This is a genomic window from Photobacterium sp. WH24 (assembly GCF_019204055.1).
Lineage (GTDB): Bacteria > Pseudomonadota > Gammaproteobacteria > Enterobacterales > Vibrionaceae > Photobacterium > Photobacterium arenosum.
Genome location: NZ_JAGSOZ010000013.1, coordinates 1 through 17950, shown reverse-complemented (window position 1 = coordinate 17950; position 17950 = coordinate 1). Strand labels below are relative to the sequence as shown.

Below are 17950 nucleotides of genomic sequence, written 5' to 3'. Positions count from 1 at the left end.
ATAAGCAAATTGCTCGATTGGGATTCGGTGGGGATTGCGCCCGAGGGTTTCGTCAATGGTCGGCCGATTTGATCCGGACGAAGCGCGTTGAAGGACGGATGACAGCTGTGCAAATGGCAACGGCGTCATTGAGATCGTTTTTGGCACCCGTTCTGAAAGGTGCCACATACTTCGACGCCATGATCTTTGGCGTATGGCCGAGCTTAGCCAGTTATTGTGCCCTGTAGCAAATTTCTACTATCGATTTTAAAACTTAGATGTATTCACAGATCAGGGGAAAAATACATGGATGTATTTTTAGGTTGTCGGCGCCGGGAGCGCCTACAACCGCCCCGGCCAACATCAGAGAAACAAAGGCATTTCTGGTTACTGTTTGTGCCAGCAAAGAGTAACTGGCGCGCGTCAGACAATGATGAGAGAAGCACCGAACTCAAGCGCGACATATGATCAGCAAGAATTGATGTCTTTTTAAAGTGGTCTGTGGATCAACACCTTGCCTTGATGATCTTCACCGTGGATACTGAAGCTATGTTTGGCGAAATCAATGCCATAAATAGAATGTGACATGGTGGCCTCCGGTAATTTCGTAGTCAGACTTACCTAGTGTGGCAGAGCCTGATGAGGGGGAGTCCATGTCATTCGTTATATACAACGGAGGATTTAGTGTTTAAGGATTACCTTCCAGATCTTTATGCTGAGGTTCACGCGTCTTTGGTAGCGGACGGTTTGGATAAATTCGCCCGCCAACTTAACAAACTTAAGATTAAAACTTGCGAATCATTTGCATCTGATGACTCAGCATTCACCATAGCGTTCACTTCAGCAGATGGCGAAAATATTGAAGATTCGTTCCCTACGGGAGACAAAGTGTATACGGTCATGTTGGTCTATTCGTCTAATGAGGTTGTCATTGGCCTAGATATTATTGGCTGTGAAAATACAAAGCTTCAAAAGCAACTATTAGCAAGTTGCATATAACAAACCAAGGCATCTGTTATCTTTCTTAAGAAGTTGACTGAAAGATTGTGATGACGTTTTTGCCATACAAGGATCTCGCCTGGCGTCGTGGTGATCCGGGCAGTCGAGTCCGATATCAACATGATTGCAATCATGACACTCACAGGGAAACAATTGGTTCAGCGGTATCTGATGACTGGCAACAGTCACAGGAAGGCAGGGTGGCAACTGGCCGGTTATGCTCTTCAGTTACTTGGTGGCGTGTTGCTGATGGTGATCGGCGCATTGCTCATGAACGGGCAGGATACTGGTATTTCTCCGATGTTTTCGCTGTGAGTGACATTGGCCTCGCGCCAAGCTGAATCACTCGGCGGCCGTGAAAATCTCAACCAGTTATGATGCAGAAACAGTTTGATTCAAATTGATGAAGCCCCCGAATGGTTCGGGGGCTTTTTGCTGACTCTGTCTGTCCCGTCCTGAAATGGCATTCAATAAACTGACAATATTATCCCCGTTAAATATAACCCCACACCGAATGAGGTATGAGCCAGCAGGCTGCGTAATCGGGCGGTATTGGGCTGTGGTGTTTTGGAGGCAGCCACACCAGCTCCCATACCCGGTTGCATCAGGAAAAATGGCGCAACTACAGTCAGCACACCCACAATTAACGCCGGCAGTAAGGTCGGAGAGGCCGCCCATTCCAGTCCCCAGCCCCACAGCAGCACGGCGGCGAAGCAAATGCCTATCGCATAATGTGCTGTCCAGCCAAGCAGTGTTTCACCTGCGACGGGTTCTGCCTTACCGATATTGGCGTGGGTGAATTGCCCTTTAGGGAAGTGTCCGATCCAACGGCCAACCATGGAATAGTTCAGAGAAGGGATCTTAAAACAGACTTTCAGGAAAAGTGCCCACAGGTCCATGACCAGGGTGGCGCCTATACCCAGAGCGATGGCGCGTAGAATGAAATCAGGTTCCATCTTGGTTCTCTCCTTGTTGGTTTATCGCAGGCTGCTGCGCGGTTAACTATAAAAATGTCAGCAAATGAGGCAGCGGCGGTATCAATCCACTGATAATGCTATATAATTCAATAAATCGATTGAATGATGGGGCAGTTAATCTTCTATGTCAATAATAAACAATCAGTATCATATTTATTCAGAGTTGGCTGACCTCGCCCGGCCATTAGGAAACGCCCACCGGCTCATACTGCTGGAACATATCGCCCAAGGGGAAAAGTCCGTTGAAAAGTTGGCAGAACTGGCGGATCTGACTGTGGCAAACACGTCCCAGCACTTGCAGCAGCTCAAGCGAAATGGTTATGTCCAGACCCGCCGTGAAGGCAAGCATGTGTTTTATCGTCTCGCTGATGCGCCTGTTGTTGAACTCTTGATGGCATTGCGTCAGTTTGCCGAGTTTAATCACTCAGAGATCAGAATGCTGGTTAAAGGCACTTTGCATCATCAGCAGGATGTGGAAGCCATTTCGCGGGAAGAGTTACTGGTCCGAATGCAGGAAAACAGTGTGACTTTACTGGATGTACGCCCTGAAGAAGAATTCGAACAGGGGCACTTGCCCGGCGCTATCAATATTCCCCTTGGCGAGCTCGAAGTGCGACTGTCAGAGCTGCCGAAAGAGCAGGAAATTGTGGCCTATTGCCGTGGCCCTTATTGTTCGTTATCTATTACTGCGGTTAATGCGCTCAAAGAAAAAGGTTTATCTGCCCGCCGTTTAAACGATGGTGTACCTGAATGGAAAGCGGCCGGCTTTAAAGTCGATGCTACCTGATCAAAACTGAGTGTTTTAATGGTTTATAATGACATGGGTTTCCTATTGAGACAGGTTTCACACTGAGAGGGTTCGGTGAGAAACCTGTCTTTCTAAGCATCCAGAGCAAGCCCCCCGAATAAACATCCAGAATATCAGTTGAACGTTGACACATAGGTCATCCGTATCCTATGCTGAACATCAATCAATAATTCAATTGAATGATGTTTTAAGGTTCAACAGACGTTCGTTGGCTATTTACATAAGGATTCCGGGATGACTCTCAAGGAACAACAGGATGCACAGGTGGCAATGGATACGGACCTGTCGTCTGCTTCTAAACTGGCTTTCCCCCTGCTGGCTGTGGTGCAGGCGACACTGATTTTCACCATTGTTATGATAGGCATTCCATTGCCGGATATAGGGCGTGAATTCGGGCTGCAGGCTTCAGATTTGCTTCTGGTCAGCACTGCATATGGGTTGCCTTTCAGCGGATTGTTGTTGTTCGGAGGCCGGTTGACCGACAGATTTGGCGGATTGAAACTATTCACAGTTGGCCTTTGTGTCTTTGGTCTGGCTTCTGCGGTTGCGGCTTTTTCAACCCACTTCAACATGATGGTTGCTATGCGCTTTTTGCAAGGAGTGGGTGCCGCTTTGACAGCACCTGCTGCTGTTGCTGTTTTGCGCACACTGTTTCCGGATCCGAGCGCTTTTATGAGAGCAATGGCAACATGGGGAGGCGTGTCTGTGCTTGGTGGTGGCGTGGGTTTTCTGGCCTCAGGCGTGGTAACGACCTGGGTTTCCTGGCGTTGGATGTTTGTTGTTCCTGTGATTATCGCCATTATCGGATTAATGGCTGTGAAATGGGTATTACCGAAAGACGAGGATAGCCAGACAGTTAAACATAAGATCGGGCTTGATCCTCTCGGCGCCTTGCTGGCTACACTGGGTATTTCCATTGGTAGCTATGGTCTGATAGCCAGCGGCGAACTGGGCTGGTCAACCCCTGTCGTTTTTGTCCCCGTACTGGTGGGCCTCTGTCTTATCGCCCTGTTTCTGGTTGCTGAACGGCGTGTCAATGATCCGTTGCTGCCAAAAGGGTTTATCGGTGAGCCAAACCGTATCGTGGGGCTGGTGGGTATTCTTCTGGCTGCCGCCAGTATGGGTCTGGTCACTTTCCTGTTGTCCCTGTTCCTCCAGATTCAGCAAAGCTGGACTCCGCTTGAAACAGCAGGCGCCTTTGTGCCTTATACCTTAACCTTACTGATCATGAATCAGGCGGCAAGCCGCATTGTCGGGCGTCTGGGGGCACTGAAAGTAACAATCAGCGGTTTAGTGATTGGTGCTGTCGGGTTAAGCCTGCTGGCGGGCATTCATCAGGAAGTCACCTATGTGTCAGGATTACTGCCGGGCATCGTTATTCTGACTTTGGGCACATCGCTCATGTTTTCGGGATCAGCTGTGTTGTCCACCATGAATGTCCCTCAGCATCAGGCCGGTCTGGCGGGAGGTGTGATGAATACTTCTATGGAATTAGGCCCCACATTCGGATTGGCTTCTTTGATGGCAATTACGGGCATAGCCTCTGATGTGGTCGGGGGATATAGTTTGGCGTTTGCTACAGCTGCGGGCATTTATGTAGCGGCAGCCTTGCTGGCATGGTTGATCACCAGGCGTCGATATCAATCGACAGTGCAAACAGCGAGTGAGCAATCAGGTTAGCCGTGATATGAAGCAATAAAGTGCTTAAAGAGCGACATCTCTAGTTGCTGTAAGTATTGTCTTTGATCACATATGTCACAGGCGCATAAAAAACAATCAATTGATTATTTGACCGAATAACATATCGCCTTCTAGTTTGTAACCTATCTACTTGTTGCATAGTAACGAGTAGATAGGTTTTTGCGTTTTAGATAATAACAATTTTATTAAATGCAAATATTGAAATACAAACTAAGGACACATGACCCATTATGAACGTTGATCAAGTTGGCAAACTAACCCTTAAAAAACAGGTAGTTAATAAACAGGTCGTTAATAAACAGGTTGTTAATAAACAGATAGTTAAAAATCACGGCCGTCTGTCATTCAGGCAGGACGGGCAAGCGTCGCACGAAGCAGACCGGGAAGATGAATATCTTGATGCCCTGTACCGCGGGCAACTGCCCTTGCATCAGCCACTGGCCGAGCAAACAACCGCTGTTTCTGAACCACAGGAACAGCCATTAACAGACATCCAGTATGCGTATCTGATTGGACGGAATACAGGCCTGGATCTCGGAGGATTATCCAGCAGTTACTATCTGGAACTGGATGTCGACGCTCTGGATGAGGAGCGTTTCAAGTATGCCGTGAATCAGATCATCGGCAGGCATGCCATGCTAAGGGCCGTTGCTGTATCTGGCGGCAAACAAAAAATTGTGCCGGCTTGCAGCCTGTATTGCATTAAATCAAAAGATATTAGTGCCTGGGAAGCTTCAGAGCAGGACACCTATCTCACCACACTGCGCCAAAGCATGGAAAAGCAACGGCTTACGCTAGACGAGGCGCCATCATTTGAAATACGAATCACCCGGTTAACGGAAAAGGCATGGCGTTTGCATTGCCATTTTGATCTCATGTTTCTTGATGTGATCAGTGTAAGGCTAGTGCTGAAAGATATCTGGAGTGAATATCAGCAGAAGGGAGATGCCACACCGGTAAAGTTACCGGATTTCCTGAATTATGTCGCCGCAGAGCGCATACTTCAGGGGGAGGCGCAGGGCCGGAACGACCAGCAATTCTGGCTTGAACGCATAAACCATCTTCCCCCAGCGCCTGAACTGCCACTCAAGATTTCCCCGCAACAAATTGAACAACCCAATATTCAACGCCTTTCCAGACTGTTACCTATGCAGACCTTAGCGTCATTAAAACAAGCGGCTGATAAGCATGGCCTGACAGCGGAAGCCTTGTTACTGGGGTGTTATACCGAGGTCATTCGTCAGTGGTCAAAACGCCAGAATTTCACCCTGACACTGACCCAGATGGGACGCAGGCCTTACGAAGATGCGATTGACCAAACGGTAGGAAATTTTCTTCAGCCCCAACTATTGCCAGTCTCTTGTGTTGCGGAAAGGACTTTTTCAGAGCGGATGCTAGAAGTGCAAACCTTGCTTTATCAGGGAAAGTTGCATGCCTCATTTAATGGTATTCAAGTGTTGCGCGAGCTGACCAGTCGTAAACAGGAAAATCGCGCAATCTCAATGCCAGTAGTATTCAGTAATACATTGACCCCTGAATTAGCAGAGTGGGTGCCTGACTGGCGGGGACCAGACAGCAAGCAGGTGTATGCCAGCAATCAAACACCGCAGATCTGGCTGGAAAACCAGATCACCCTCGAACAGCAAGGTCTGGGAATTCACTTTAATTATGTGGATGGCTTGTTCCCGCCCAACCTGGCCGAAGACATGATGGACGCTTATCTGGAATTGCTGCATCAGGCTCTTTCAGATGAAGCTGTCTCAGATCAAGCGCTCTCAGAGCAAACAATCTGGCAGAAAACCGGCGCTGTGGTGAGCATTCCTGAAACAGACAGGGCAGAACGCCAGGCGGCGAATGACACTTTTGTTGATGTAAGCCTCAGGCTACTGCAGGACGGGCTGCTGGATGCGGCGAAAAATCGTCCGAATGCTGTTGCCATAGAGCAAGGTGATAACCATCTCACTTATGGCGAATTGGTTGACAAATCAACGCAACTGGCAGCGACCTTACGGGAATCTGCGCTTATTGAAGCCGGAGACATCATAGCGGTGTCCTTGCCGCAAGGGCCTGAACTGATCGTCGGTATTTTGGGGATCTTGCAGTCAGGCGGCGCCTATGTCTCGATAGATCCTGCTTTACCGCAACAAAGGCGACTGCAATTGCTGAACCGTTGTCAGGCCAAAGCGGTCGTGACCAGCACAGAGGTTTTCACCAACCCTGACGAATATCAGTCTTTTTTAAGAGTAGATCTGGATACCCTGCCGGACGACACACCTTTGGCAACTGTGTCACCCATTCAGTGCGCTGATGATCTGGCCTATGTGATTTTCACTTCCGGCTCTACCGGCGAGCCGAAAGGCGTCATGATTAGTCACAACAATGCCGTCAATACCCTTGAGGACATTAACCGTCGCTTCCAGGTTACAGCCGACGATGCCGTCCTTTCTATTGCACCGGCAGGGTTTGATTTATCTGTGTATGACTATTTCGGGGTGTTGGGTGCAGGTGGCCGTTTGGTGTTCCAGGCTGCAGATGCCCAGAACGATCCCAAAATCTGGTGTGAGACTCTGATTCATCACGGCATCACAATCTGGAACAGCGTTCCTGCTCCGGTCAAAGTGATGGTTGACAGGGCCAGTGATCTGCTAGCCAGCAGCAAGTTGCGACTGATTTTAATGAGCGGAGACTGGATTCCGGTGGATTTACCGGATGCGATCCGCAACGCACTGCCGGACGCTCAGGTAATCAGCCTTGGCGGTGCAACGGAAGGCTCCATCTGGTCTATCTGCTATCCCATTGAGCATGTTGAGCAAGACTGGGTCAGCATTCCGTATGGTAAGCCACTGGCCAACCAGCGCTTTCATGTGCTTAACGAGTGGCTGGAAGATTGTCCCAAATGGGGGATTGGTGAGCTGTATATCGCGGGTGAAGGGGTTGCTCAAGGCTACTGGGCCGATCCGGAGAAAACGGCGCAGCGATTTTTCACCCATCCGAAAACCGGAGAGCGTCTGTATAAAACAGGGGATTTGGGGCGCTATATCCAGGATGGCTTGATAGAAATTCTGGGCAGGGAAGATAACCAGGTGAAAATCAATGGCTACCGGGTTGAGCTGGGTGAAGTGGAATTTGCTTTGCTGGGTTTGCAAGCTGTCAACCATGTTGTGATTGATGCGCCGGCTCACCCTAAATCGGGACAACGGCAGTTGGTCGCCTATCTGGTACTGCATGAGAGCGCGGATTCTTATGACCATGAAACCCTGAAACAGCGCTGCAGGGAGCAGGTACAAAGCACCTTGCCACCCTATATGGTGCCCACTTACTTCGTTATTCTGCCTTACATGCCACTCACCGCAAACGGAAAGATAGATCGAAAAGCATTGCCGGCACCCTGGCCGGAAGAGCATGCACAGCCAGCAGAGAGCACCCCCGTTTCTGCTACGGAAAGCCGGTTGCTCAATCTCTGGCGGGATCTGCTTCAACATGATGATCTGGATGTGAATGCCGGTTTCTTTGATGTTGGCGGAGACTCGCTGATTGCCGTGGCGCTGTTAAGCACGCTGCGCGAAGAGTTCAAGGTCACGGCTGTACAGGAACAGGATCTGATCGAAGGCCTCTTCATGAACACCAGCATCCGTCAGTTTGCCCAGATTATTGAATCAATGAAACAACTGGATGGAGTCAGTCTGGGATGAGTGCTCTAGCCGAAGAACCACTGGCTCAGAGCCAGTTTGATTTCATCATTGTCGGTGGAGGGTCTGCGGGCTGTGTGCTCGCAGCCCGCCTGACGGAAGACAGCAATAAACGGGTGTTGTTGCTCGAAGCCGGACCCGAGTCAGATGCTCACCTTGCTGACAGTCCGCTTGCTGATGCATCACGTTTGGTGCTCGAAGGTTACAACTGGTCGTATCAAGCGCAATTAAAAGGCAGCCTTAGCCCGGCCTGTGACCGGGTTCGTGGTCAACAGAAGGAGACATATCCGCCTCCCTTTGACTACAGAGTGGGGAAAGTGCTGGGCGGATCATCAGCAGTGAATGGCGCCGTTGCACTGCGGACTTTTCCTCGTGACTTTGCGCGTTGGGCAGAGATGGGATGTCCGCAGTGGTCGTGGCAACACGTACTACCCTGGTATCGCCGTCTGGAAACCGATACGGATTTTTCTGGTGATGACCTGCATGGCGATCAGGGGCCTATGGTACTGCGTCGTCCCGACACAGACAGCTTGCATCCGTTAGATCTGGCTTTCTCTGTCGCCTGCCAGAAGCAAGGCGTTCCTTATGTAGAAGATTTGAATGCTGGCGAAGCACCCGGTATCGGTCCTGTACCTTCCAACGTTAAACAGCAGGCCAAGCGTTTGGATGCCTATCAGGCTTATCTGGCACCGGTTCAGGACAGACCGAACTTAACGGTACTGACAGACGTTCTTGTCTCTGCCATCAGGTTCAGCGGGACGGCGGTGTCAGGCATTGAAGCGATTTATCAGGGGCGCTGCCATAGCTTTGAAGCCAGTGAAGTTGTACTGGCAGCAGGAGCAATAGGCACCCCTGCTCTGTTACAGCGTTCCGGAATTGGTGATCCGGCCCACCTGGATTCCCTGAACATTCCTGTGCGGGTTGACCGGCCAGCCGTTGGCCGCAATTTGCAGGATCATGCCTCTCTGGTGATCTGGGCGCTTCCCAAAGCCGGTGTCTGCCGTCGTGGCTTGCCGTGGCGCCAGATTGCCGCCCGTATTTGCAGTGGTGCAGGTGAGGAAACCGATGTCCAGATTGGTCTGCTCAACAATGTCGAAAGTCATACCGTTCCCAAATTCAGGCACAGGCTTGAGTATCCCATGATCGTTGGCGCTTCTGCCATGCTGATGCAGCCTGCTGCGCGGGGACAGGTTTTTATCACCAGCCGCGAGGCAGAAGTGCTGCCATCTATCCAGCTCCCGTTACGTGAAAACGAGCAGGACGTTCACCGCATGGTAGGTGCTGTACGGCAAATGTGGCGCGCACTGCATGACCCGGATGTTGCCCGCTTTCTGGATGGGATTCAGTTCTGGTCTGACGCCATGATTAACAGTGATCGTGTGATGCACAGCGCGGTAAAAAACATGCTCAACCCGGGCTGGCACGCATCCGGAACGGTTCGGATGGGGCCAGAACATCACCCGGATTGCGCGGCAGATCAGAACGGCAGAGTGTACGGGGTCAGTGGTCTGACTGTTGCCGACGCCTCACTGTTTCCTGTGATTCCCTCCATGCCGACCAATTTAACCACCATCATGGTGGCAGAGCGTATCGCGCATGCATTGAAAACAGGAGGCCTGGATGTCAGCAAATAAAAATATGGTTGTGTATGCCTTCCCCCATGCCGGAGCCAGTGCCAATGTCTACCGCCCTTTCTGCCAGCTTCATCAGGACAAGGGGACGGCTGTTTTACATCCGGTTGAAATACCCGGACGTGGGATGCTGGGTCGTGAACCTGAGGTGACATGCCTGCATACGCTGGCTGAAAAACTGGCGGATACCCTGTTTAGCGATTTTCAGCAAAAGCAGCAGCAGGGGATTCAGGGCTGGGCGACATTTGGCCACAGCTTCGGCGGTGTGCTCAGTGTAGCAGTCACAGACGTTATGCATAAAAAGTATGGGATCAAGCCTGTGTACAGCATGGTGTCGGGATCAGTCCCGCCCAGTGAGCAAGATATCGATGATTTGCACTTATGGTCGGATGAATCGCTGCTGCAAAAAATGCGTGAGGATCAGGGAACACCGAACACTGTGCTGAGTGAACCGGCGCTGGCCAGGCGCTATGTGGCTCAGTTACGCAGTGATTTTCTGGTGCGCAGTCAGTTTCCTTCGCTCAGGGATCTTCGAGTCGTGCAGCCCCTGCTGCTGGTGGCCGCATCGGACGATCCGCACGTTACTGAGGAGCAGCTTCAGAAGTGGCGGCAGCATACCTCGGAACGTACAAGCATGATCCGGGTGGATGGCGATCATTTTGCGGTTTACCGGCACTGGCCTGTGATTCAGCAGGCAATGGATACCGAAGCCTCATTAAGGCTGGCGGCGGAAAACAAAATGGACAGTTGGAGTGTGTTTCAGTGAGTACAACCACAGATGAGCTAAAGGAATTCCGGCTGTCTTGCCGGGAGTGTTTTGACCATTACGCGAAGCCCCATCTTGAAAAATGGGAGATGCAGGGCCTGGTTGACCGCGATTTCTGGCAAACCATGGGAGCACATGGCTTGCTGGGGATGGGCGTCAGCCAGGATCTGGGAGGAAAAGATAAATCAGATTATCGCTACGCGCTGGCACTCACTGAAGAAATGCTGGCAATTGGAATGACAGCGCCGATTGTGATTTCCCATAACGATGTGATTGCCAGTTATCTCAACCAGTTTGCTTCCGAAGAGCAGAAACAGCGCTGGTTACCGGATTTGTGCAGTGGCCGACGGATAGCCGCTATTGCCATAACAGAGCCAGGCGGAGGCTCAGATTCGGCCGGGATGCGCATGGAAGCGATAGCAGACGGCGATAACTATGTGCTCAATGGCCGTAAAGCGTTTATCACCAATGGCGTGAATGCGGATCTGTTTATCGTCGCGGTGAAGACTGACGCCGGGCCGCGGGGACAGGGAATCAGCCTGATAGTGGTGGAAAAAGGCATGGCCGGATTTTCTCAGGGTGAAGCGCTGAAAAAGTTGGGATGGCATGCCAGTGATACGGCGAATTTAGCGTTTGATCATTGTGTCGTACCCAAAAGTAACCTGCTTGGGCGTGAAAATCTTGGCAGCTATTACTTTATGACAGGCATGACACGCGAACGCTTAAGTATCAGTACCGTGGCGGTGGCGAGCGCGGAAATCATGATGGCAGAGACGCTGGCTTACGTGAAACAGCGCAAGGCGTTTGGTCAGCCGATCGGAGCGTTTCAGTACAACCGCTTTCTACTGGCGCAACTGGATACCCAAATCAAAGTCACCCGCAGCTATCTCAATGACGCCATTGAACGTTTTAATGCGGGATCGCTAAGTCTGGAAGATGCGGCGCGACTGAAATGGTGGGCAACAGAAGTGCAGAACAAAGTGGCGGATGAGTGTCTGCAACTGCATGGCGGCAGTGCTTATATGAGCGATTCGTCGATCGGCAAATTGTGGGTCAACAGCCGGGTTCAGAAAATTTATGGCGGCACCAGTGAAATCATGCTGGAAGTCGTCAGTAAATCCATGGGGCTTTAGAGAGGAAATGATGGATATCGTAAAAAACAAAACGGAAACATCCAACAGCGTCTGGCATGTAGAGCACGCTACTCTGGCGGAATGGCAAGCGGTGATGGCGTGGGCAAAAGATGAAGGCTGGGACATGGGCCTTGGTGATGCCAACGCCTTTTTTGAGGTTGATGATCAGGGCTTTTTTATCGGTTATTTGGGTAAAGAGCCTGTTGCTGCGATGTCAATCGTTAATTATTCGTCCAGCTTTAGTTTCCTCGGGCACTATTTGGTTTCCCCAACGTACCGTGGGCAAGGCTATGGTCTTAAGCTATGCCAAAGTGCATTCGCCCACGGTGGGGATCGTTGCATGGGACTGGATGGAATGCCGGCCCAGGTTGATAACTATGCAAAATGGGGGTTTGCAGGGGGCCGGAATAACCTGCGCATGGTGGGCCAGGTACAGCAGGATTACCATTGTCCCGATTATATTGAGTTGGTACAGGCTGCGGATATCGACGATATCGTTGCATACGATAAAAGCTGTACTGGTATCGACCGCAGTGCCTTACTGAAACACTGGTTTATCGGTGAAACACGTTACGGTTTCATTTGCAGAACCGGTCAGGAAGTGACAGGCATTGTTGGAGTCCGTCAGTCGCAAGACGGTTACCGGGTTGGTCCGCTGTTCGCCAATACTCCCGATCTGGTGGAACCTCTGTTCGTCGCGGCATTATCCGCTGTACCGCAGGGGAGACAAGTCACATTAGATGTCCCTGAAAAAGCAGATCCAACGTTGATCAAGCTGGCAGAAAAGCATGGATTTGAATCCATCTTCCATACACTTCGTATGTATCGCGGCGAGCCGCCGAAAGAGCAGGAGCACAAGGTTTGGTGCATTGCGTCATTGGAGCTTGGTTAATCATGAGTGAAAACACTATGACAGAAACTATGACAGAAACCATGGCTGAGAACGTTGAGACAGCTGAACAAGGCCAAGCGATGAGTACATCAACACCCACATTGCTGGAGTGGATGGGGGGACGCGACGCGATCCGTCACTTGCTGCAAGTGTTTTACGCAAAAGTCGAAAAAGATGACTTACTTCAGCCCCTTTTTCAGCATATGCCACCAGATCACCATGTCCATGTTGCTATGTGGTTTGAAGAAGTCTTTGGCGGTGAGCCCCTGTATACCAATGACAGAGGAGGGTTCAAAAATATGATCCGCAAGCACAGGGGGCGTTCGATTCAGGCGGAACAGCGTGATCGTTGGGTATCTTTGATGATGCAAAGTGCGGATGAAATTGAACTGCCAAGTGATCCGGAATTCCGGTCAGCGTTTACGGCATACATAGAGTGGGGATCTCGCAGGGCAATGGCTAATTCACAACCGGGCGCTAAGCCTTCGAAGCGAGATACCGTGCCCAGATGGGGATGGGGAGAAGCGCCTCCGGGCACACTTTAGGAGCAAAGCTATGTTGGTGGCTGTCAGTGATTTGCATGTCTCTCACCCGGAAAACAGGCGGGCTGTAGAAGCACTGTGCGCTGGACATTGCGAGGATTGGCTTATTCTGGGTGGTGATGTGGCCGACGATCTCACCGATTTTGAGTGGGTTATTCGATTGGTCGCCGAGCGGTTTTACCGGGTCATCTGGGTGCCCGGTAATCATGAGCTTTGGTGTACACCCAAAGAGCCGATGGCGTTACCCGGTGAAATGCGATATCGCCAGCTTATCGAGATTTGCCACCAATATGGCGTCCTGACCCCGGAGGATGACTATCCGGTTTATACCGCTGAGAATGGGCAATCATTTTTGATTGCCCCTATTTTCACCTTGTATGACTACTCGTTTCGCCACCCTTCTGACTTCACGCCAGAGCAGGGGTTGGAGAGAGCAAGACGGGCAGGTGCGGTTTGCTCAGACGCGTTTTTTCTCAAAACGTATCCCTATCCGGATATCCGAAGCTGGTGTACCGAGCGTGTTCAGTACACAGAAGCCCGACTGAATGCAGTATCGGGACAGCTTCCCATGATATTTATCAATCATTTTCCAATGCTGCAGGTCCTGACTCAGTCTGTGCAACCGCAGGAGTTTTCAATCTGGTGCGGCACACAACAGGTTGCATCCTGGTTAAGCCGTTATCCGGTCTGCCTAGTCGTGTACGGGCATCTTCATATGCATGGTTCCACGGTACTGGAAGGAATACCGCATGTTGAAGTGTCTTTAGGTTACCCGAAAGACAGGCATGGCCGTGATGCATCCGGCATGTTAACGGTACTCGACACGCTCTTGATGTAAGGCTTCAGATCGAACAGCACTACAGAAATGTTGAGCTGTGTCAGGGACAGATTCGGCAATAAATAAGGAAATCAAATATGGACAAGCTCCAGAACCAACCAACAGCAAAGCCTAAGATACTGATCGGAGCATCAGGTTCTGTGGATATTATGTTGTTGCCAAAATATTTACAGGCGATCAAAGGGGGAATTGATTGTGAACTGACCGTTCTGATGACACCGACGGCAGAAACATTCATACCCGCATCCAGCATGGCATTGTATTGTGACCGGGTGATCGCGGGTGAGCAGCCCCGGGACTGGCCGACGGATAAACCTTCCCGGATCGTCGCCGATCATGATGTGCTGTTTGTGATGCCAGCCACAGCAAATACACTTGCGACTGCGGCACAGGGCGGTGCGACCAATCGGTTGACGACCGTGATCCTGGCAGCGGATTTGCCCGTGTGCTTTTTGCCCGTGATGGGAGCAGTAATGTGGAAGAAGCCGGCGGTTCAGCGCAATGTCCAGCAACTGCGAGAAGACGGTTATGACGTGGTTGAACCGGTTTGGCATGAGAATTTTGATGCGTCGCTCAGTCGTATGGTTGGTCATCCCTCGTTACCTGCTCCTGAAGCTGTCATTGCCCTGTTACAGGCGGCGCTAAAAAAATAGCAGGTAGTAAAATGTTCAGGCAGAGGCAGAGGCAGAGGCAGAGGCAGAGACAGTGACAGGGATAGATATAGCGAACAGTACTTGTTATCCCCCCCCTTGTTTACTGCCTTCATGCTTCTTTGATAACCAGATCGGCAGGCCGAGTGTGCTGAAACGCTTCTGCCTGCCGGCGAATCCAGTCACTGAATAACCGGATCTTTTCACGTTTAAAATAACCTTCCGGTGCACACAGAAAATAACTGTAATTGGGCCGTACCGCAATGTTACCGATACGTACCAGGGTGCCATCTTCGACAAATCGGTGAGCCAGGCTGTGCCGAGCCAGCGCAACACCCTGTACAGACAAGGCCCCTTCAAGCACATAGCTGGCACCATCGTATACCAATGAGGTGGAACCACCTTTAACGCCAACAATCGACATCCAGCGTTCCCAATCCATATCCGGTAAAAGATCACCAATCAGATGAGCATCTTGTAAGTCCTCAACCGCAAAAATCTGATGTTCTTTCTGATAAATCGGATGGCAGACGGGGTAGAGCAAGTCATCCATCAGCCACTGACAGGTTAAATTCGGATAGCAGCCTTCACCGTATCGGATGCAGAGATCTAACGAAGATTGCTCAAAATCCACCAGTTCATTTTTCGACTCAACTAACACAGAGATGTCTGGATGATCCGAACGAAATGCTGTCATGCGAGGTACCAGCCAATGGACGGAAAAAGAGGGCAGTGTCGACAGGGATAAACGCTGGGGTTCCGGGTCATTGTTGATCAGCCAAACGCCATTCTGAATGTGTTTGAAGCCTTCCTGACTGTGCTCAAACAGAGTCTGACCTTCCGGGGTCAGCACCACTCGCCGGTGCTGGCGGTAAAACAAGGCGGTACCCAGCCAGTCCTCCAATAACCGGATTTGCTGGCTGATGGCAGCCGCAGTGACATGCAGGTGCTCGGCAGCGGCTTTAAAACTGCCGTAATGTGCCGCCTGATAAAAATAATATAAACCCTGTAATGGTGGCATACGGTGTCGGAGTTCATTTGGCGATGACATTAGTTTTCCTTAACTGACTGTCAGGATCTATCGTTTGAGGAACGGCTGACTCTGGTCGAAGATAAATCTATCTTTCGATGATGATAGGTGGTTGATATGGGGATGACAACATATAAGCTTGCGTTTACCGCGAGCAGAGAAGTGGTGAATATGATTAAGTCTGGCTTTTCTTATTATCGACGCTGGCGTCAGCGGGAGCGTGACTTACGCCACTTAAGTGAATTACCTGACTATTTACTGGATGATATAGGGCTGGATCAGAATATTGTCGACGCAGAACTGCGAAAATCTTTGACTGATGGAAAAGAGATACGGCGACAGGTTTTCAGGCGCAGTGGCGGGTAGCCCAGAATACTGGGCTGAATCACCAGTGTCTGGTTGGTTAGGGTCTCATCGCTGAAAGCAGAAAGTCGATGAGCACTTTAACTCTTTGAGGCAGTAGCCGACGTTGCTGATAAATCAGAAACAGCGGTAAGGAGGGTAAAGGTACAGGCGGAGGAACGGCTTTCAAGGCAGATGATTGCAAGCTGCTTTGGCAAAGCGGCAATGGCAGTAGTGCGATACCAGTACCAGACAGACATAAGGATAACGACTGTTCCAGATTGGAAGAACGAATGGCTGGGTTTTGGCCGCTGAACGGGCTAAGGCCAAGCGGGTCATGCAGTTCGACGTTATGCCATTCACTGATTGGCGCATGTTTTGCCAGCCACTCAGGGCTGGCAACCAGTAGCATCTCGGCCGGTGGCAGCGGTCTGGCTATAAGTTCAGTATTGACAGGATCTTTGCCTCTGATGGCAATATCAATCCGGTGTTCAGCCAAATCCAGTACATCATCTTTTGATACTAATTCGATGCGAATTAGCGGGTATTTGTGGTGAAAAGACTGTAACAATGAGAGAAAGTGTGCATTTGGTAAACTTGCCGGTACGGATAAACGGATGTCTCCTGCCAGTGTTGCTGCCTGCGTAAATTGTGCCCCTGCCGCCTCTAATGTATTTAAAGCTGTTTTGCAGGCCAGCAGGTATTGTTCGCCTTCTGGCGTTAAAGAGACATGCCGTGTATTTCTCAGAAATAACCGGACACCTAATTGTTTTTCCAGTTCGTTTATCCGTGCGCTGATTGTTGCTCTGGGTACGTTCAGGCGCCTCGCTGCTTCTGAGAAGTTTAAACATTCAGCGACCAGTATAAAGCTGTTAAAAGGGGCGAGTAAGTTCATTGTCTAAAATAATCAGCCAAGTTGTATCGAATATCTCATATTTTTTACCACTAAATCTCAGCGTATTCTTCACTTATTGTCGATGAACAGTAAAAAGGAATAAAAATGAGATTTGAACGGGTTGCGATTGCTGCTGCTATGGTTATGAGCTTGCCCATAGCTCAAGCAAATGAGTTGAATATACAGTGGTTGGGTGGACCAACGATGCTGATTGAGTTTGGAAACATACAATTACTGACAGATCCTATGTTGGGTGAAGGAGAGAAAGCTTACCGAATGGCGGATCCTAATGAAGCGTTTGATCTTAAACAAGGCCCAAATGTGAAGGATCATGCTCGATTAGCCCCATTGCCTGATTTCGATCTCCAGCAGGTCGATGCTGTACTGATCAGTCATACGCATGAAGACCATTTTGATCAGGTGGCGCGTGAGATTTTGCCTAAATCCTTACCTGTGGTGATACCTGAGTCTGATATTGCTTTAATGTCTTCGCTGAAGTTCAGCAACAGTCAGGCGTTAATCTGGGGTGATACTTGGCGATTAGAAGATGGCAGCCATAAAGTTACGATAACGGCTATACCTGCTTATCATACGCTAGCACCAGCAATGGAATCGTTGCTGGGCCATGGTAATGGTTACTGGATGACTTTTGAGCAGGGCGACTGGCGAAAATCACTTTACTGGAGTGGCGACAGTTTCATGACTCCAGAATTGATCAGTACGGTACGTAAATTGGGTCAGCCAGATGTATTTGTGCCTCATGTCGGCAGGGTAGGGACAACCGGACCGCTGGGAATGATATCAATGGGTGCTCAGGAAGTTAGGGAGGCAATTTTGCAGTTGCAGCCGGGAAGAACGTTGCCGATTCATCACTCTACCTATGCGCTGTATCTTGAACCTGTCAGCGTATTAGTAGAATTAGCAAACCAGAGTCAATTACCAGTAGATGTGGTATCCGAAGGTGGTGTATTGACCTACAGATAAAAAAAGCCAGTCCGCAGACTGGCTTTGGGTGCGTGTCTGGTTAACTTACGCCAGCAGCTCTTTCGCTGTGCTGACCACGTTTTCAGTGGTGAAA

Annotated in this window: 16 protein-coding genes and 2 pseudogenes; 14 read left to right on the top strand and 4 right to left on the bottom strand. The window is 50.2% G+C overall.

Annotation, left to right across the window (positions count from 1 at the left end; translation table 11 throughout):
• Positions 1-58 precede the first annotated feature (58 nt).
• Positions 59-211: pseudogene (locus KCG43_RS21445) on the bottom strand (IS110 family transposase); the annotation flags it as partial.
• A 452-nt stretch (positions 212-663) separates the two neighbouring features.
• On the opposite strand from KCG43_RS21445, the gene KCG43_RS15480 reads away from it, so the two are divergent.
• Together KCG43_RS15480 and KCG43_RS15475 are read left to right on the top strand one after the other, a co-directional pair.
• On the top strand, positions 664-978 hold the full coding sequence (locus KCG43_RS15480) for a hypothetical protein (protein ID WP_218386051.1): 315 nt from the start codon (positions 664-666) through the stop codon (positions 976-978).
• A 117-nt stretch (positions 979-1095) separates the two neighbouring features.
• Positions 1096-1293: pseudogene (locus KCG43_RS15475) on the top strand (hypothetical protein); the annotation flags it as partial.
• Positions 1294-1445: 152 nt separating this feature from the next.
• On the opposite strand, the gene KCG43_RS15470 reads toward KCG43_RS15475, so the two are convergent.
• On the bottom strand, positions 1446-1934 hold the full coding sequence (locus KCG43_RS15470) for a DUF2938 domain-containing protein (RefSeq protein ID WP_218386049.1): 489 nt from the start codon (positions 1932-1934) through the stop codon (positions 1446-1448).
• Positions 1935-2079: 145 nt separating this feature from the next.
• Here KCG43_RS15470 and KCG43_RS15465 point away from each other — a divergent pair, with 145 nt between their 5' ends.
• The 10 genes from KCG43_RS15465 to KCG43_RS15420 all read left to right on the top strand — a co-directional run bounded on the left by KCG43_RS15465 (position 2080) and on the right by KCG43_RS15420 (position 14608).
• Positions 2080-2742, top strand: coding sequence for a metalloregulator ArsR/SmtB family transcription factor (locus KCG43_RS15465; RefSeq protein ID WP_192017685.1), 663 nt, complete (start codon positions 2080-2082; stop codon positions 2740-2742).
• Between the two features lie 255 nt (positions 2743-2997).
• Positions 2998-4443, top strand: coding sequence for an MFS transporter (locus KCG43_RS15460; protein WP_218386047.1), 1446 nt, complete (start codon positions 2998-3000; stop codon positions 4441-4443).
• 251 nt (positions 4444-4694) lie between these two features.
• On the top strand, positions 4695-8156 hold the full coding sequence (locus KCG43_RS15455) for a non-ribosomal peptide synthetase (protein WP_218386045.1): 3462 nt from the start codon (positions 4695-4697) through the stop codon (positions 8154-8156).
• The gene (locus KCG43_RS15450; RefSeq protein WP_218386043.1) at positions 8153-9787 is read left to right on the top strand and encodes a GMC family oxidoreductase; all 1635 of its coding nucleotides are present in this window, start codon (positions 8153-8155) and stop codon (positions 9785-9787) included. Before KCG43_RS15455 ends, KCG43_RS15450 begins: the two co-directional genes overlap by 4 nt.
• Positions 9774-10550 carry a thioesterase II family protein gene (locus tag KCG43_RS15445; RefSeq protein ID WP_218386041.1) on the top strand — a complete coding sequence of 259 codons (777 nt, stop codon included), beginning with the start codon at positions 9774-9776 and terminating at the stop codon, positions 10548-10550. The genes KCG43_RS15450 and KCG43_RS15445 overlap by 14 nt, the downstream gene beginning before the upstream one ends.
• Positions 10547-11683 (top strand): acyl-CoA dehydrogenase family protein, encoded by a 1137-nt coding sequence (locus KCG43_RS15440; protein ID WP_218386038.1) that lies wholly within the window; start codon positions 10547-10549, stop codon positions 11681-11683. The genes KCG43_RS15445 and KCG43_RS15440 overlap by 4 nt, the downstream gene beginning before the upstream one ends.
• 7 nt (positions 11684-11690) lie before the next feature.
• The gene (locus KCG43_RS15435; RefSeq protein WP_218386036.1) at positions 11691-12575 is read left to right on the top strand and encodes a GNAT family N-acetyltransferase; all 885 of its coding nucleotides are present in this window, start codon (positions 11691-11693) and stop codon (positions 12573-12575) included.
• Between the two features lie 2 nt (positions 12576-12577).
• Positions 12578-13120 carry a group II truncated hemoglobin gene (locus KCG43_RS15430; protein ID WP_218386034.1) on the top strand — a complete coding sequence of 181 codons (543 nt, stop codon included), beginning with the start codon at positions 12578-12580 and terminating at the stop codon, positions 13118-13120.
• A 10-nt stretch (positions 13121-13130) separates the two neighbouring features.
• Positions 13131-13955 carry a metallophosphoesterase gene (locus tag KCG43_RS15425; RefSeq protein ID WP_218386032.1) on the top strand — a complete coding sequence of 275 codons (825 nt, stop codon included), beginning with the start codon at positions 13131-13133 and terminating at the stop codon, positions 13953-13955.
• Between the two features lie 77 nt (positions 13956-14032).
• Complete coding sequence (locus tag KCG43_RS15420; protein WP_218386030.1) at positions 14033-14608, top strand: flavoprotein; 576 nt, start codon at positions 14033-14035, stop codon at positions 14606-14608.
• Between the two features lie 109 nt (positions 14609-14717).
• Here the strand turns inward: KCG43_RS15420 and KCG43_RS15415 are convergent, their stop codons facing one another.
• Entirely contained in the window at positions 14718-15656 is a 939-nt protein-coding gene (locus KCG43_RS15415) for a LysR substrate-binding domain-containing protein (protein WP_192017677.1), read from the bottom strand.
• A gap of 102 nt (positions 15657-15758) precedes the next feature.
• Here KCG43_RS15415 and KCG43_RS15405 point away from each other — a divergent pair, with 102 nt between their 5' ends.
• A complete protein-coding gene (locus KCG43_RS15405; RefSeq protein WP_192017676.1) occupies positions 15759-16001 on the top strand; it encodes a DUF1127 domain-containing protein in 243 nt (80 codons plus the stop codon).
• Positions 16002-16038: 37 nt separating this feature from the next.
• On the opposite strand, the gene KCG43_RS15400 is transcribed toward KCG43_RS15405, so the two are convergent.
• Entirely contained in the window at positions 16039-16872 is an 834-nt protein-coding gene (locus tag KCG43_RS15400) for a LysR family transcriptional regulator (RefSeq protein WP_218386028.1), read from the bottom strand.
• Between the two features lie 105 nt (positions 16873-16977).
• Between KCG43_RS15400 and KCG43_RS15395 the strand changes: the two genes are divergently transcribed.
• Positions 16978-17856: an MBL fold metallo-hydrolase gene (locus KCG43_RS15395; RefSeq protein WP_218386026.1), complete on the top strand. Its 879-nt coding sequence runs from the start codon at positions 16978-16980 to the stop codon at positions 17854-17856.
• Positions 17857-17950: the final 94 nt, after the last annotated feature.

Bases quoted from the DNA above. Each gene is read 5' to 3' on its own strand.
- KCG43_RS15470 (WP_218386049.1), bottom strand. From the start codon at position 1,934: ATGGAACCTGATTTCATTCTACGCGCCATCGCTCTGGGTATAGGCGCC.
- KCG43_RS15465 (WP_192017685.1), top strand. From the start codon at position 2,080: ATGTCAATAATAAACAATCAGTATCATATTTATTCAGAGTTGGCTGAC.
- KCG43_RS15460 (WP_218386047.1), top strand. From the start codon at position 2,998: ATGACTCTCAAGGAACAACAGGATGCACAGGTGGCAATGGATACGGAC.
- KCG43_RS15455 (WP_218386045.1), top strand. From the start codon at position 4,695: ATGAACGTTGATCAAGTTGGCAAACTAACCCTTAAAAAACAGGTAGTT.
- KCG43_RS15450 (WP_218386043.1), top strand. From the start codon at position 8,153: ATGAGTGCTCTAGCCGAAGAACCACTGGCTCAGAGCCAGTTTGATTTC.
- KCG43_RS15445 (WP_218386041.1), top strand. From the start codon at position 9,774: ATGTCAGCAAATAAAAATATGGTTGTGTATGCCTTCCCCCATGCCGGA.
- KCG43_RS15435 (WP_218386036.1), top strand. From the start codon at position 11,691: ATGATGGATATCGTAAAAAACAAAACGGAAACATCCAACAGCGTCTGG.
- KCG43_RS15430 (WP_218386034.1), top strand. From the start codon at position 12,578: ATGAGTGAAAACACTATGACAGAAACTATGACAGAAACCATGGCTGAG.
- KCG43_RS15425 (WP_218386032.1), top strand. From the start codon at position 13,131: ATGTTGGTGGCTGTCAGTGATTTGCATGTCTCTCACCCGGAAAACAGG.
- KCG43_RS15420 (WP_218386030.1), top strand. From the start codon at position 14,033: ATGGACAAGCTCCAGAACCAACCAACAGCAAAGCCTAAGATACTGATC.
- KCG43_RS15415 (WP_192017677.1), bottom strand. From the start codon at position 15,656: ATGTCATCGCCAAATGAACTCCGACACCGTATGCCACCATTACAGGGT.
- KCG43_RS15405 (WP_192017676.1), top strand. From the start codon at position 15,759: ATGACAACATATAAGCTTGCGTTTACCGCGAGCAGAGAAGTGGTGAAT.
- KCG43_RS15400 (WP_218386028.1), bottom strand. From the start codon at position 16,872: ATGAACTTACTCGCCCCTTTTAACAGCTTTATACTGGTCGCTGAATGT.
- KCG43_RS15395 (WP_218386026.1), top strand. From the start codon at position 16,978: ATGAGATTTGAACGGGTTGCGATTGCTGCTGCTATGGTTATGAGCTTG.